Source organism: Streptomyces sp. NPDC006450 (assembly GCF_040612195.1).
Taxonomy (GTDB): domain Bacteria; phylum Actinomycetota; class Actinomycetes; order Streptomycetales; family Streptomycetaceae; genus Streptomyces.
Genome location: NZ_JBEXPT010000048.1, coordinates 1 through 12,980, shown reverse-complemented (window position 1 = coordinate 12,980; position 12,980 = coordinate 1). Strand labels below are relative to the sequence as shown.

Annotated in this window: 14 protein-coding genes; 11 read left to right on the top strand and 3 right to left on the bottom strand. The window is 71.9% G+C overall.

Features of this window, described 5'->3' with window-relative positions; all coding sequences use genetic code 11:
* Nucleotides 1–66: 66 nt before the first annotated feature.
* Both ABZY57_RS16870 and ABZY57_RS16865 read left to right on the top strand, forming a co-directional pair.
* Nucleotides 67–555 carry a MarR family transcriptional regulator gene (locus tag ABZY57_RS16870; RefSeq protein WP_356512550.1) on the top strand — a complete coding sequence of 163 codons (489 nt, stop codon included), beginning with the start codon at nt 67–69 and terminating at the stop codon, nt 553–555.
* A complete protein-coding gene (locus ABZY57_RS16865) occupies nt 552–875 on the top strand; it encodes a replication initiation protein, RepL2 (RefSeq protein WP_356512548.1) in 324 nt (107 codons plus the stop codon). The genes ABZY57_RS16870 and ABZY57_RS16865 overlap by 4 nt, the downstream gene beginning before the upstream one ends.
* A gap of 24 nt (nt 876–899) precedes the next feature.
* Here the strand turns inward: ABZY57_RS16865 and hisC are convergent, their stop codons facing one another.
* The 3 genes from hisC to gap all read right to left on the bottom strand — a co-directional run bounded on the left by hisC (nt 900) and on the right by gap (nt 4,139).
* A complete protein-coding gene (hisC, locus tag ABZY57_RS16860) occupies nt 900–1,982 on the bottom strand; it encodes a histidinol-phosphate transaminase (RefSeq protein WP_356512546.1) in 1,083 nt (360 codons plus the stop codon).
* 160 nt (nt 1,983–2,142) lie between these two features.
* Nucleotides 2,143–3,057, bottom strand: coding sequence for a pyridoxamine 5'-phosphate oxidase family protein (locus tag ABZY57_RS16855; protein WP_356512544.1), 915 nt, complete (start codon nt 3,055–3,057; stop codon nt 2,143–2,145).
* A 74-nt stretch (nt 3,058–3,131) separates the two neighbouring features.
* Nucleotides 3,132–4,139 carry a type I glyceraldehyde-3-phosphate dehydrogenase gene (gap, locus tag ABZY57_RS16850; RefSeq protein WP_356512542.1) on the bottom strand — a complete coding sequence of 336 codons (1,008 nt, stop codon included), beginning with the start codon at nt 4,137–4,139 and terminating at the stop codon, nt 3,132–3,134.
* 260 nt (nt 4,140–4,399) lie between these two features.
* On the opposite strand from gap, the gene ABZY57_RS16845 reads away from it, so the two are divergent.
* From ABZY57_RS16845 to ABZY57_RS16805, 9 genes are all read left to right on the top strand, one after another.
* Complete coding sequence (locus ABZY57_RS16845; protein WP_356512540.1) at nt 4,400–5,353, top strand: helix-turn-helix domain-containing protein; 954 nt, start codon at nt 4,400–4,402, stop codon at nt 5,351–5,353.
* Between the two features lie 192 nt (nt 5,354–5,545).
* Nucleotides 5,546–6,370 (top strand): class I SAM-dependent methyltransferase, encoded by an 825-nt coding sequence (locus ABZY57_RS16840; protein WP_356512538.1) that lies wholly within the window; start codon nt 5,546–5,548, stop codon nt 6,368–6,370.
* Nucleotides 6,367–8,022: an AMP-binding protein gene (locus ABZY57_RS16835; protein WP_356512536.1), complete on the top strand. Its 1,656-nt coding sequence runs from the start codon at nt 6,367–6,369 to the stop codon at nt 8,020–8,022. The genes ABZY57_RS16840 and ABZY57_RS16835 overlap by 4 nt, the downstream gene beginning before the upstream one ends.
* Nucleotides 8,023–8,103: 81 nt before the next feature.
* Nucleotides 8,104–8,769, top strand: coding sequence for a TetR/AcrR family transcriptional regulator (locus tag ABZY57_RS16830; protein ID WP_356512534.1), 666 nt, complete (start codon nt 8,104–8,106; stop codon nt 8,767–8,769).
* Between the two features lie 5 nt (nt 8,770–8,774).
* Nucleotides 8,775–9,368, top strand: a complete 594-nt coding sequence (locus ABZY57_RS16825; RefSeq protein WP_356512532.1) for a CGNR zinc finger domain-containing protein — start codon at nt 8,775–8,777, stop codon at nt 9,366–9,368.
* A 182-nt stretch (nt 9,369–9,550) separates the two neighbouring features.
* Nucleotides 9,551–10,078, top strand: coding sequence for a toxin-antitoxin system HicB family antitoxin (locus tag ABZY57_RS16820; protein WP_356512530.1), 528 nt, complete (start codon nt 9,551–9,553; stop codon nt 10,076–10,078).
* A gap of 100 nt (nt 10,079–10,178) precedes the next feature.
* Nucleotides 10,179–11,030 carry a DUF4097 family beta strand repeat-containing protein gene (locus tag ABZY57_RS16815; RefSeq protein WP_356512528.1) on the top strand — a complete coding sequence of 284 codons (852 nt, stop codon included), beginning with the start codon at nt 10,179–10,181 and terminating at the stop codon, nt 11,028–11,030.
* A 70-nt stretch (nt 11,031–11,100) separates the two neighbouring features.
* Nucleotides 11,101–12,120 carry an ATP-binding cassette domain-containing protein gene (locus ABZY57_RS16810; RefSeq protein WP_356512526.1) on the top strand — a complete coding sequence of 340 codons (1,020 nt, stop codon included), beginning with the start codon at nt 11,101–11,103 and terminating at the stop codon, nt 12,118–12,120.
* The gene (locus ABZY57_RS16805; RefSeq protein ID WP_356512524.1) at nt 12,117–12,908 is read left to right on the top strand and encodes an ABC transporter permease; all 792 of its coding nucleotides are present in this window, start codon (nt 12,117–12,119) and stop codon (nt 12,906–12,908) included. Before ABZY57_RS16810 ends, ABZY57_RS16805 begins: the two co-directional genes overlap by 4 nt.
* Nucleotides 12,909–12,980 lie beyond the last annotated feature (72 nt).

Sequence of the window (12,980 nt, the reverse complement as noted above, 5' to 3'; positions counted from 1 at the left end):
GCTAATTGCGGGGCCCTGGAGCGGGGCGCGCGGCTCGTGGTGACGAGGGGCGGGGCGGATTCAGGCATGGCGGAGTCGGCGCGGAGCAAGATCCTTGCACTGGTGGATCCGGACACCGGAGTCATGGAAGAGGTCCCCCGTGCCCCGTACGCCTTCGACGGACCTCACATCAACGTCGGGATCCGGCGCGGCCGGCAGCTTGCCTCCGGGGCTTCGGGACTGAGTGACCGTGAGTTCCGCGTGCTGGTCTGGTACTGGTTCGCGACGGAGGAGCGACAGGGGCCCGTGCAGATGACCGGCGTGGCCGTCGCATCAGAGCTCGACATGAGTCCGGACGCGCTGTCGAGGGCCATCAAGGTCCTCAAGGGTGCTCGCCTGCTGGTCGAGTCCGGCGGGATCGGCCGTACGACGTTCTACCGAACGACCCCGTACCTTGCGTTCATCGGGACGGGCTTCGAACATCGTGAGGCGGTTTCCGACTGGAATCCTCCGGAGATGCGCATCCCGAAGCCGGGCGATCGCGAACGCAGGAAGATCAAGGGAGACGCGACATGAAGATCCACCGCAGCGAGGACGTGCTGTACGTCCTCAAGCGCACGGGACGTGTCCTGAACCCGAACCAGCGGATCGTCGTCATGCTGTACGCAGCCTCCGAGCAGCGGCCGGACGGGTCGGTCTGGATCAAAGCCACCGAGCTCGCCGAGACCGCGGGTATGAGTGCCCCGGTCTTTTCCCGGACGCGCAAGGAGCTGGAGGCTCTCGGGTGGCTCGAAGAGGTGGACAGCGTCGGCCCGGTCCGGGTCTTCCGGCTGACCCCGACGATCGAGGCGGAGCGTGACCAGCCGGCCGCCAGGCTGAGGGTCATCAGCGGCTGACCCCGTTGCTGTCGGCCGGTGTGGTCACTGGTCCCAGTCGGACGCCGTCTTCAGGAGGCGGTCGTTCGCGTCCGGGGAGCCGATCGTGATGCGGACGCCCTCTTCGCCGAAGGGGCGGACCATCAGGCCGGCCGCTTCGCAGGCGTCCGCGAAGTAGGAGGTGCGGGAGCCGAGGCGCAGCCAGATGAAGTTGGCGTGGCTCTCGGGGACTTCGTAGCCCTCCGCGCGCAGGGTGGCGCTGACGCGGTCGCGTTCCGCGACCAGGTCGGCCACGCGCTCGCGGAGTTCCTCCGTGGCCCGCAGTGAGGCCAGGGCGGCGGCCTGGGCGGGGCCGCTCACGCCGAGGGGTACGGAGCAGGCGCGCAGGGCGGCCGTCACGCGCGGGTGGGCCACCGCGTAGCCGACGCGGAGCGCGGCCAGTCCGTAGGCCTTGGAGAAGGTGCGCAGCACGGCCACGTTGGGGCGGTCCCGGTAGAGGTCGATGCCGTCCGGGATGTCCTCGGCGGTGTCGACGAACTCACGGTAGGCCTCGTCGATGACGACCAGCACCTCGGGGGGCACGCGGTCCAGGAAGCGTTCCAGTTCGGCGCGGCGCACGGCGGTGCCGGTCGGGTTGTTCGGGTTGCAGACGAAGATCAGGCGGGTGCGGTCGGTGACCGCGTCGGCCAGTGCGTCCAGGTCGTGGGTCTCGTCGCGCAGCGGGACCTGGACGGAGGTGGCCCCGGCGGCCCAGGCGAGCAGCGGGTACGCCTCGAACGAGCGCCAGGCGAAGACGACCTCGTCGCCCGGGCCCGCGGCGGCGGCGACCAGGTGCTGGGTGATGCCGACCGAGCCGGTGCCGAGCACCAGGTGGTCGGCGGGTACGCCGAGGCGTCCGGAGAGCTCCGCGACGAGCTCCGCCGCGGTGGGGTCGGGGTAGCGGTTGAGGCGGCCCAGCCAGGTCCCGGCCGCGGCGATCACCGACGGGAGCGGCGGGTACGGGTTCTCGTTGGAGGAGAGCTTGTCGACGAACTCGTCGCGGGCCGCGCGGCCCGGCACGTAGGCGGGGAGCGTCGAGACGTCGGCGCGCAGACGCGGGAAGGTCGTGTCCGGGTCGGCAGCGGGCATGGCGCGATCCTCACATGTGGAGTCCCTCGACGGGACGGGGACGGGGAGGGTGCCGGGCAGGGCGTACAACACCGTCCGGCCGTGCCGACGGGGGAGGCGGCACGGCCGGACGGTGACCGGGGGACAGCGGCGGAGGGGGAACGGCGCGGGCTGTGGGGGGTCAGCCGCGCGCCGGTGCCGGCGGGTTGTAGGGCGAGGGACCGCCGAACGCCCAGCGCAGCCGGGTCGCCCCGTCGATCTGCACCACGCGCTCGATGTCGAACTCGCACATCCGCAGGGCTCCGGGCACGTCGGCCCGGTCCCCCTCGGCCCAGTTGATCCGAGCCTTGCCCGTCAGTTGCAGGGTGTGGCCGGACTCCCAGTCCAGGAAGAGCAGTCCGCAGTTCTCGTTGAGCTGCAGATTGCCCAAGGTCATGTAGAAGGAATTGCCGAAGTAGTCGGGCCATACCAGCCTGCGCGGTCCCGCCACCGTGACGAAACCGGGGTCGCCGCCCCGGTGCGAGGAGTCCGCGCCGTAGCCGTCGGCCTGGCTGGCGATGAAGAAGGTGTCCGCCCCGGTGATCCACTTCTCCTGCTCGGGGGTGAGCACGTCGCCCTCCCGGGTCTCCCGGGGCGTCGAGGCGGGCCCGTCCGCGACCGGGACCCGCACCTGGAGGTACTTCGGGCAGTTGCCCAGCACCTGCTCGGTGCGGATGTGCAGCGACTCCCCTTCGCGCCGCGCCACGCCGTTGATCCGGATCCGGGTCGTCGTGTGGGGTTCGAGCGCGAGCAGTCCGATGTCGGCCGTCTCGGCGAAGGCTTCCGCGAGCGGGTCGCCGGGCACGGGCAGGGAGGACAGGGTGATCGTGCGCCGGCTCGTGGGCAGGGCGAAGCCGGGGTCGCCCGTGACCAGCGAGGACCACATGGCGCCCGTGGCGTCGGCGCCGCCCAGGAAGAGCATGCGCTGGCGCATCAGGTACTGGTCGAAGCCGGGCTGGATCACGTCGTCGAACATCGGCGAGCCCCAGCCGGGACCGCCTTCGCCGGCCTGCTTCTGGACGGCCTGTTCACCCTCGTGATGGGGTGTCTTGATCACGGGAACCTCCGGTCGGGACGGGCGCCGCGGCCGACGGGGTGGCCGTCGGCGGGCGCCCGTCTACGGGGCGCCGGTCAGCGGGCGCCGATCAGCAGGGCGGTGTCCACGACACGGTTGGAGAAGCCCCACTCGTTGTCGTACCAGCCGACGATCTTGACCTGGCGGCCGTCGCCGATCACCTTGGTCAGGCCCGAGTCGAAGATGCACGACGCGGGGTCGGTGACGATGTCGCTGGAGACGATCGGCTCGTCGGTGTAGGTGAGGATGCCCGCGAGAGCGCCTTCGGCGGCCTTCGCGAAGATCTCGTTGACCTCCTCGACCGTGGTCGCGCGGCCGACGCGGACGGTGAGGTCGGTGGCCGAGCTGGTCGGGATCGGCACGCGCAGCGCGTACCCGTCGAGCTTGCCCTTGAGCTGCGGCAGGACCAGGCCGATGGCCTTGGCGGCGCCGGTGGTGGTCGGCACGGTGTTCGTCGCCGCCGAGCGGGCGCGGCGGAGGTCGGTGTGCGGACCGTCCTGGAGGTTCTGGTCCGCGGTGTAGGCGTGGACCGTGGTCATCAGGCCGTGCTCGATGCCGAGCGCGTCGTCGAGGACCTTGGCCAGCGGGGCCAGGCAGTTGGTCGTGCAGGAGGCGTTGGAGACGATGTCGTGCACGGCCGGGTCGTAGAGGTCGTCGTTGATGCCGAAGGCGATCGTCAGGTCCTCGTTCTTCGAGGGCGCGCTGATGATGACCTTGCGGGCACCGGCCTCCAGGTGGGCGCGGGCCTTGTGCGCGTCGGTGAACACCCCGGTGGACTCGATGACCACGTCCACCTCCAGCTCGCCCCACGGCAGCTGGGCCGGGTCGCGCTCGGCGGTCACGCGTAGGGTGCGCCCGTCGATGACGAGCTCGCCCTCGACCGCGCGGACCTCGTGGCCGAGCTTGCCGAGGGTGCTGTCGTACTTGAGCAGGTGGGCCAGCGTCGCGGCGTCGGTGAGGTCGTTGACGGCGACCACCTCCAGGCCGGTGCCCCGCTGAAGGGCGGCGCGGAAGAAGCTGCGGCCGATGCGGCCGAATCCGTTGATGCCGACCTTGATCGTCACGTGATACCCCTCGTTCGGAAACTACATCCATGACCGCACGTGAAGCCGCGTTGTCCGGCCAGTCCTCGTCCTCAACTGTACGGGGCGACCTGTCGGCTGGCTTGCGTAAATGCGCCTTCTCCTGGCCTGTTTGCGCATCAAAGCCGAGGTGGAGCCCTGCTGATTGGAACTTCTGATGGTGTTCGAGTACCTGCATGCAGGTATGTTTTTATGGGCCTGCCTGTCACGATGGCATGACGCTTCCCGGAGCGAGGAGAACGATGGACATGCTGCCCCTCCGCGGGCCGAGCGCATCCGTGCCGGACCGCAGTCCACCGCTCGCCGCGCCCGCCCCCGGCACGGCGCGGGTCATCCGGGCACACGGCGAGTCCGTGTACGGGACCACCGTCCGCCGCGAGTTCGGCGACGTCACCATCTCCCTCGTCACCGGGGAGGCCCACGAGGCCGTACGCCCCGGCCGCCACATCCGCCCCGACCCCTCCGAATCCCTGCGGGTGTTCCGGGCGCTGGCCGGCGAGATCCACGTCCACCAGGACGGCCGCCGGGGCCAGGCGAGCGGCCCGCAGATCATCTGCTGCGACACCAGCCGCCCGTACCGCCTCCTGCTGCCCCGGCCCTTCCACCTGGTCGAGGTGCAGCTCCCGCACCGGCACCTGGGCATGGCGGCGGGCGACACCGCGAAGCTCACCGCCACCGGCTGGTGCGGGCGGATGGGCGCGGGCGCCCTGCTCTCCCAGCTCCTCGCCGGACTCCACGACCACGGCACCGAGATCCACTCCGCCGTCGACCGGGTCGGCGCCACCGTCGCGGGCCTGACCGCGGCCGTCCTCGCAGACCGGCTGCGCCACGTGGCCGCCGAGGACGAAGTGGCCCGGCACGACCTCATGCTGGCCATCCAGGCGTTCATCCGCGCACGGCTCTCCGACCCCGAGCTCACCCCGCAGGCGGTCGCCGAGCACCACAACATCTCGCTGCGCTACCTCCAGCGGATCTTCCAGGAGCACGGCACCAGCCCCGCCCGGTGGATCAGGGACGAACGCCTCGCCCGCTGCCGGTCGGAGCTGCGCGATCCGCGGCTCGAACACCTGCCCGTCGGGGTGATCGGCGAACGGTCAGGGCTCTACCAGGCCTCGCACTTCAGCCGGCTCTTCCGCGACCGGTACGGCCTCACCCCGCGCGGCTACCGGACCATGCGCGAGGCCGTGACCAGGTAGGGGACGGCCCCGAAGAGCACCGGGTACCGACCACCGGATACCGGCGGGCACCGAAGAGCACCGAGAACCGACCACCTGGTACCGACGGGCACCCGGTACCGACGGGCACCCGGTACCGACGACCACCTGGTACCGACGGGCACCGACGACCGACGAGCACCGACGACCGACGAGCACTGACATCCGAGGAGGATGACGGAATTGACCGGCACGAGCTTCGAATTCCCCGGTGAGTACTACGAGATCATGCGGAAGGACTTCCGCAGCCTCGACGCCGAGACGGAGTTCCTCGCGTCCCTGCTCCCCGACGCGGGCACGGTACTCGACCTGGGCTGCGGCACCGGCTCCAACCTGCGCGCCCTGCGCGAGCGCGGCCACCGCGGGACCGGCGTCGACCAGAGTGCCGCGTTCCTTGAGTACGCCCGCGCCGCCGGTGACGAGGGCATCTCCTACGTGGAGAACCGCGTCGAGGAGTACCGCACCGACGAGCGCTACGACCTCGTGTACAGCCTCTTCATGACGCTGAACTACCTGGACCGCGGCCGGCTCCCGGCCGTCCTGCGCTCCGTCCGCGAGCTCCTGAACCCCGGCGGGCAGGTCGTCCTGGAGTTCGGCCACCTGCTGAACTTCGTCGACTCCTTCCAGCCCAACAGCGTCGGCCACCACCGCCGGGACGGGGTGCTCATCACCCGCCTCGCCCGCCAGTTCATCAACGCGCACGCCGCGAACTGGCGCAACGAGGAGACCCTGCTGGTCCGCACCGCGGACGGCAGGGTCGCCATGTACGACAACTTCTTCGACCAGGCCGTCCTGACCGGGCCCGAGGTGCGCGAACTGCTGGCCGCGGCGGGACTGACCATCACGGCCGAGTACGGCGGCTTCCGCAAGGAGCCCGCGCCCTTCCATGGCCGGGGCCCGCTGGTCATCGTGGCCACCGCGACGCCCGCCGCCACCGCATCCGACACCGCGCCGGACACCGCGTCCGACACCGCTCAGCAAGAGGAGAACCAGGCATGACCGGCACCGGCATATCGCTGCTCGACGGCGGGCCCGCCCCCGAAACCGGCGTCGCGCACCTCGGCGCGGCCCTCGTCCGCGCCGTCGCCGCGAGCGAGGGCCGCGGGGTGACGTACATCCGCGCCGACGGCACCGAAGCCCACCAGAGCTACGCCGACCTCCTCGACGACGCCTCGCGCGTCCTGACCGGTCTGCGCGCCTCCGGCGCCGCGACCGGCGAGAAGATCATCCTCCAGTCCGCCGACGACGCCGACCTCCTCGCCGGTTTCTGGGGCTGCGTCCTCGGCGGCTTCCTGCCCCTGCCCGTCAGCGCCGACGCGGTCAACGGCCCCGGCCTGCTGGAACGCGTCTGGGCCGGGTACGGCCGCCCCCGCGTCCTGACCGGCACCGGCCAGGAGATCGCGCCCGCCGTCACCGCCGACGCCGCCTGGGCCGCCGCCCACCTGGGCGACGTGGCGAGCCTGCGCGCCACCCACGAGCCGGACCTCGACTGGCACGAGCCGGACGCCGCGGACCCGGCCGTCCTGCTGCTCACCTCCGGCAGCACCGGCGTGCCCAAGGCCGTCAGCCTCACCCACCGCAACATCCTCACGCGCAGCGCGGCCACCTCCCGCGTGAACAGGCTCGACGCGGACACCCGCACCTTCAACTGGATGCCGCTGGACCACATCGGCGGCCTCGTCATGTTCCACGCGCGCGACGTCTTCCTCGGCGCAGCGCAGGTCCACGCCAAGATCCAGTGGGTGCTGGAAGACCCGCTGCGCTGGCTCGACGCCGTCTCCACCCACCGGGCCGACACCACCTGGGCGCCCAACTTCGCCTTCGTGCTCGTCAACGACCAGGCCCACCGCTTCGAGGGCCGCGGCTGGGACCTCAGCCCGCTGCGCTACATCATGAACGGCGGCGAGGCCGTCCGCTCCGGCGTCGTACGCCGCTTCCTGGACCTCCTGGCCCCCTACGGGCTGCCCGCCACCGCCATGTTCCCCGGCTGGGGCATGTCCGAGACCACCGCCGGCGTGGCCGACTGCCAGTTCACCGAGGCCGCCGCCGGCGACGACCGCTACGTGCCCGTCGGCCGGCCGCAGCCCGGCACCCGCATCCGCGTCGTCGACGAGCACGGCAACCTCGTGCCGTGGGGCGTCACCGGCCGCCTCCAGGTCACCGGTTCGACCATCACCTCCGGCTACTACGACAACCCCGTGCAGAACCGGCAGTCCTTCACGGACGACGGCTGGTTCAAGACCGGCGACCTGGCGTACGTGGAGAACGGCATCCTCACCGTCACCGGCCGCACCGACGACGTCATCCAGCTCGGGGAGATCGCCTACCACGGCCACGAGATCGAGGCCGCCGTCGAGGAACTCGACTTCATCGAGCCCTCGTACACCGTCGCCTCCCTCGTCACCGCCGAGCCCGGCGGCCCCGAGGAGCTCGCGGTCTTCTTCAGCCCCCGCGCCGGCGCCCTCACCGGGGAGCAGGGCGAGCGGATCCGCGAGCGAGTCCGCGAGCGGCTCGGAGTCGACGTACCGCACCTGCTGCCCGTCGACCGGTCCGAGATCCCCAAGACCGGCATCGGCAAGCTCCGCCGCGCCCAGCTCCGCAAGAGCTTCGAGGACAGCCTGGCCTCCGTCCCGGCCGGCTCCGCGGCCTGACCGTGCGGGTGGTGCGGTGCGGGCGGGCCGGCCCCGCCGCACCACCCGCACGTCTCCATCCCCTACGCAGGAGGAGCGCCCATGGCGCAGCAGGAGCGAGCCGAGCGGACGCGCCGGGCTCTGATCAACGGCGCCGCCAAGGCCATCGACCTCTACGGCTACGAAGGGGCCTCGCTCGCCGTCATCTGCACCACCGCGGGAGTGACCAAGGGCGCCTTGATGTACCACTTCCCCGCCAAGGACGACCTGGTCAGGGCGGTGCGAACCGAAGCACGGCAGACGGTCGTCGGCGCGCTGGGCGCGGTACCGCACCGCGGGATCAGGCCCTTGCAGGCCGCCGTCGACATGACGCACGCCGTCGCCGGGCAGCTCGGGCACGACCCCGTCGTACGGGCGGGGGCCCGGCTGACCCGGGAGTTCGCGCACTACCCCGACGGCGGCGTCTCCTGGACCGATGCCGTCCGCGAGGAACTGGCCGACGCCCTGGCCGGCGCGGCCGACCCCTGGGGCACGGCCGCGCAGCTCGTGTACTCCCTGATCGGGATGGACGTGTGCCTGCGCGGGGAGGAACACCGACCGGGCCGTTCCTGCGGGCCGCTGCGCGGGCACCTGACCCGGCTGTGGCAGCTGATCCTCCCGGGGATCCTCGCGGCGCCGCAGGCAGTTGAGCTGTACCGGGCCGAGGGCTCGTCACCGTACTGCGCCTTCACCCCCGCCCCCGAACCCGTGCGCCTCGGGCGGCGGTGATGGGCGTGGACCGCGCCGGGGCGGGCGTGGGGGCGGGCGTGCCCGACCCGCGTCCGCTGACCGGCGAGCCGCTCAGCCTGGACCTCCTCAACACCCACTGGCACGACCGGTACGGCCGCTACGACCTGCTGGACTCCACCGACGGCCTCGCGTGCTGGCTGGCCGGGTCCCGGGCGGCCGCCGCCTACGCCGGCGGCGAGCTGCGTGCCGACCGGACCACCCTGGCCGCCGCCCGGGCCGCCCGCTCCGCGCTGGCCGGTGTGGCCGGGCGAGCCGACGCGGGACCGGCGGCGCTCGGCGCCTTCAACCGGCTGCTCGACGGGGGCCGGATCCGCCGGCTGCTCACGGCCGCCGGGCCCGTCGAGCGGCTGGAGGCGCCCGACTCGGGCCGCCTGCTCGGGTACCTCGCGGCGGCGGACTACCTCCGGCTGCTCAGCACCGCGGGGGACCGGGTGCGAAGTTGTGCGAACCCGACCTGTGGGCTGCGCTTCCACGACGTCAGCCGCAACGGCACCCGGCGGTGGTGCTCGAGCACGGGCTGCGGCAACCGCGCGAAGGCGGCCCGGAACTACGCGCGGCGGACGGCGTCCCCGTCCTGACCCTGCCCCCGGACCCCGGCTCCTCACACGCCGGAGGTGCCGAGTGTGCCGCCTGGTGCCACTGTGGCGCACGATGGCGCCATCGCCCTGACCAGTGTGTTTGCGCATGATGACACTGCCACTCAGGGGAGTGGTGCCACATTGGCTCGACATGGCGCCATGTCTGTGCCATGCTGTGCGACATGGACCTCACGCCCTACGTCACCACCCTCCGCCAAGAGCTCGCCGTCGCCGCCGAGGCCGGCGGCGACGAAGCCCGCAAGCTGGCCGAGAGGCTCACCGCTCCCCTGGAGTCGGCGACACGGTTGACCCTTCTCAATGTGCTCTCCGCCGCGATGGACGAGATCACCCGCGAACTCGCCCCCGGCTCGGTCGACGTACGGCTGCGCGGACTCGACCCCGAGTTCGTGGTGACGCCGCCGTCGACCGAGGGCCGCGCCCCCGCGGCGGAGCCGTCCGCCCCGGAGTACGCCGAGCCGCTCGCGCCCCAGGCGCCCGCGGAAGGCGAGGAGGGCGGCACCGCCCGCGTCAACCTGCGGCTGCCGGCCCACCTCAAGGCCCGCGCCGAGGAGGCCGCGAGCCGCGAGGGGCTGTCGGTCAACGCCTGGCTGGTGCGCGCCGTCTCGGCGGCGGTCGACGGTGGCACCCGGCCCCGTACGACGGAGAAGTCCCAGAGCGTGGGACAGAGCTTCACGGGCTGGGTGCGCTAGACGCGCCTCCCGCCGCTTCCATCCGCCGCACCGCATCAGTTCGCCCACACCACGTCCCACCAGCGGGGACGCCCAGAAGACCCAAGAGGACGGGACAGTCATGCCTTCTTTCGACACCTCCGAAGCGATCTCGGTCACCGCACACGTGGAAGCCGGCTCCATCCAGTTCACCGCGGGCGAGCGCCTCGACACCGTCGTCGCGGTGCAGCCCCGGGACCCGAAGCGGGACAAGGACGTACGGGCGGCCGAGCAGACCGAGGTCGCGTACCGGAGCGGTGTGCTGACCGTCAGGACGCCCAAGTCCAGCCCGTTCGGCCGCCCCGGCATCGTCGACGTGACCGTGGAACTGCCCACGGGCTCGCACATCGACACCACCGGCTCCTGGACCCAGGTGCTCGGCGAGGGCCGGCTCGGCGAGGTCCGGGTGAAGACCTCGTCCGGCGACGTCCGCCTCGACACGACCGGCCCGCTCAAGCTGACCGCTTCGCACGGCTCGATCACCGTGGACCGGGCCGAGGGCGCGACCGAGATCACCACCAGCTCCGGCAGCCTGCGCCTCGGCTTCGTCGACGGCCCCGCCGTCCTGAAGAACTCGCACGGCACCACGACCGTCGGCGCCGCCATCGGCGAGCTGCGGGTGAGCGGTGCCAACGGCGACATCGAGATCCGGCGCGCCGAGGACTCGGTCACCGCCAAGACCGCCCACGGCACCCTGCGGGTAGGTGAAGTCGTCCGCGGCACTGTGGAGTTGGAGACCTCCTACGGGGCCATCGAGGTCGGCGTCCGCGAGGGCACGGCCGCCTGGCTCGACGTCAGCTCGGGCTCCGGCCAGGTGCGCAACACGCTCACCGCGTCCGGGAGCCCGGAGGGGAGTGCGGACACCGTCAAGGTCCGCGCCCGGACGAAGTACGGCAACATCGACGTCCGCCGCGCCGTCGTCGCCGGGGCCTGAACCCCGCAGGCACCCGCTCGCCCAGCTCCCTCCCACCCCCCGTCACTTCCGCCTTCGAATGGAGGGCTCCATGCCTTCTTCTGTCATGCCCACGTCACGTCGAGAGGGTGGTCGCCCGTCTCCGGCCGCCGTCTCCACCACCGGTCTGCGCAAGTCCTACGGCGACAAGACCGTCCTCGACGGCATCGATCTGAGCATCCCGGCCGGTTCCGTGTTCGCGCTGCTCGGCCCGAACGGCGCCGGCAAGACCACCGTCGTGAAGATCCTCTCCACCCTCATCACGGCCGACGGCGGACAGGCCTCGGTCGCGGGCCACGACATCGCGGCCTCCCCGGACGGGGTGCGGGCGGCGATCGGTGTCACGGGTCAGTTCTCCGCTGTGGACGGGCTGATCACGGGTGAGGAGAACATGCTGCTGATGGCGGATCTGCACCACCTGTCGAAGGGTGAGGGGCGGCGGGTGGCCGCCGGGTTGCTGGAGCGTTTCGACCTCACCGAGGCGGCGAAGAGGCCGGCTTCCACCTACTCGGGGGGTATGAAGCGGCGGCTGGACATCGCGATGACGCTGGTGGGTGATCCGCGGATCATCTTCCTCGACGAGCCGACCACCGGTCTCGACCCCCGCTCCCGGCACAACATGTGGCAGATCATCCGCGAGCTGGTCGCCGGCGGCGTCACGGTCTTCCTCACCACGCAGTACCTGGAGGAGGCCGACGAACTCGCCGACCGGATCGCGGTGCTGAACGGCGGCAGGATCGCCGCCGAGGGCAGTGCCGAGGAGTTGAAGCGGCTGATCCCCGGCGGGCACGTCCGACTCCGCTTCTCCGACCCGGCCGCCTACCGGTCCGCCACCGCCGTGCTCGGCGAGGTCACCCGGGACGACGAGGCGCTTGCACTGCAGATCCCCAGCGACGGCAGCCAGCGCGCGCTGCGCACCGTCCTGGACCGGCTGGACTCGGCGGGCATCGAGGCGGACGAGCTGACCGTGCACACCCCCGACCTCGACGACGTGTTCTTCGCCCTGACCGGCACCACCCAGCAGGCCCACCAGGCCCGCCAGACCCACCAGACCAAGGAAGACGTCCGATGAGCTCTCTCTCCTTCGCCGTCCGCGACTCGGCCACGATGCTCCGGCGCAACCTGCTGCACGCCCGGCGCTACCCGTCCCTCACCCTGAACCTGCTGCTCACCCCGGTCATGCTGCTCCTGCTCTTCGTCTACATCTTCGGAGATGTGATGAGCGCCGGCCTCGGTGACGGCGGCGGGGGACGGTCCGAGTACCTCGCCTACCTCGTCCCCGGCATCCTGATGCTGACCATCGGCGGCACCACGATCGGCAGTGCGGTGTCCGTCGCCACGGACATGACCGAGGGCATCATCGCCCGCTTCCGCACGATGCCGATCCACCGCGGGTCGGTGCTCATCGGGCACGTCGTCGGCAGCGTGATCCAGTGCGTGATGAGCGTGGTCCTCGTCGGGGCCGTCGCGGTGGCCATCGGCTTCCGGTCCACGGACGCCACGGCCGTCGAATGGCTGCTGGCGCTCGGCCTGCTGGCGCTCGTCTCCCTGGCGCTCACCTGGATCGCGGTCGGGATGGGTCTGACCAGTCCGAACGCCGAGGCCGCCAGCAACAACGCGATGCCGCTGATGATCCTGCCGCTCCTCTCCAGCGCCTTCGTGCCGGTCGACGCGATGCCGGGCTGGTTCCAGCCGGTCGCCGAGTACCAGCCGTTCACCCCGGCCATCGAGACGCTGCGCGGGCTGCTGCTCGGCACCGGGATCGGCAACAGCGGGTGGATCGCGGTCGCCTGGTGCCTGGGGCTGGCCGTGCTCGGTTACCTCTGGTCCAAGTCCCTGTTCCACCGCGACCCGAAGTAGCGGTGCGGGGGCACGGGCGAGGGGGGTGTCCGCCCCCACCGAGGCGGGCCCCCACCGAGGCGGGCGCCCGCC

Coding starts and splice junctions, on each gene's coding strand:
- ABZY57_RS16820 (WP_356512530.1), top strand. CDS start 9,551: ATGGACCTCACGCCCTACGTCACCACCCTCCGCCAAGAGCTCGCCGTC.
- ABZY57_RS16870 (WP_356512550.1), top strand. CDS start 67: ATGGCGGAGTCGGCGCGGAGCAAGATCCTTGCACTGGTGGATCCGGAC.
- ABZY57_RS16865 (WP_356512548.1), top strand. CDS start 552: ATGAAGATCCACCGCAGCGAGGACGTGCTGTACGTCCTCAAGCGCACG.
- ABZY57_RS16805 (WP_356512524.1), top strand. CDS start 12,117: ATGAGCTCTCTCTCCTTCGCCGTCCGCGACTCGGCCACGATGCTCCGG.
- ABZY57_RS16815 (WP_356512528.1), top strand. CDS start 10,179: ATGCCTTCTTTCGACACCTCCGAAGCGATCTCGGTCACCGCACACGTG.
- ABZY57_RS16845 (WP_356512540.1), top strand. CDS start 4,400: ATGGACATGCTGCCCCTCCGCGGGCCGAGCGCATCCGTGCCGGACCGC.
- ABZY57_RS16830 (WP_356512534.1), top strand. CDS start 8,104: ATGGCGCAGCAGGAGCGAGCCGAGCGGACGCGCCGGGCTCTGATCAAC.
- ABZY57_RS16810 (WP_356512526.1), top strand. CDS start 11,101: ATGCCTTCTTCTGTCATGCCCACGTCACGTCGAGAGGGTGGTCGCCCG.
- ABZY57_RS16840 (WP_356512538.1), top strand. CDS start 5,546: ATGACGGAATTGACCGGCACGAGCTTCGAATTCCCCGGTGAGTACTAC.
- ABZY57_RS16835 (WP_356512536.1), top strand. CDS start 6,367: ATGACCGGCACCGGCATATCGCTGCTCGACGGCGGGCCCGCCCCCGAA.
- hisC (WP_356512546.1), bottom strand. CDS start 1,982: ATGCCCGCTGCCGACCCGGACACGACCTTCCCGCGTCTGCGCGCCGAC.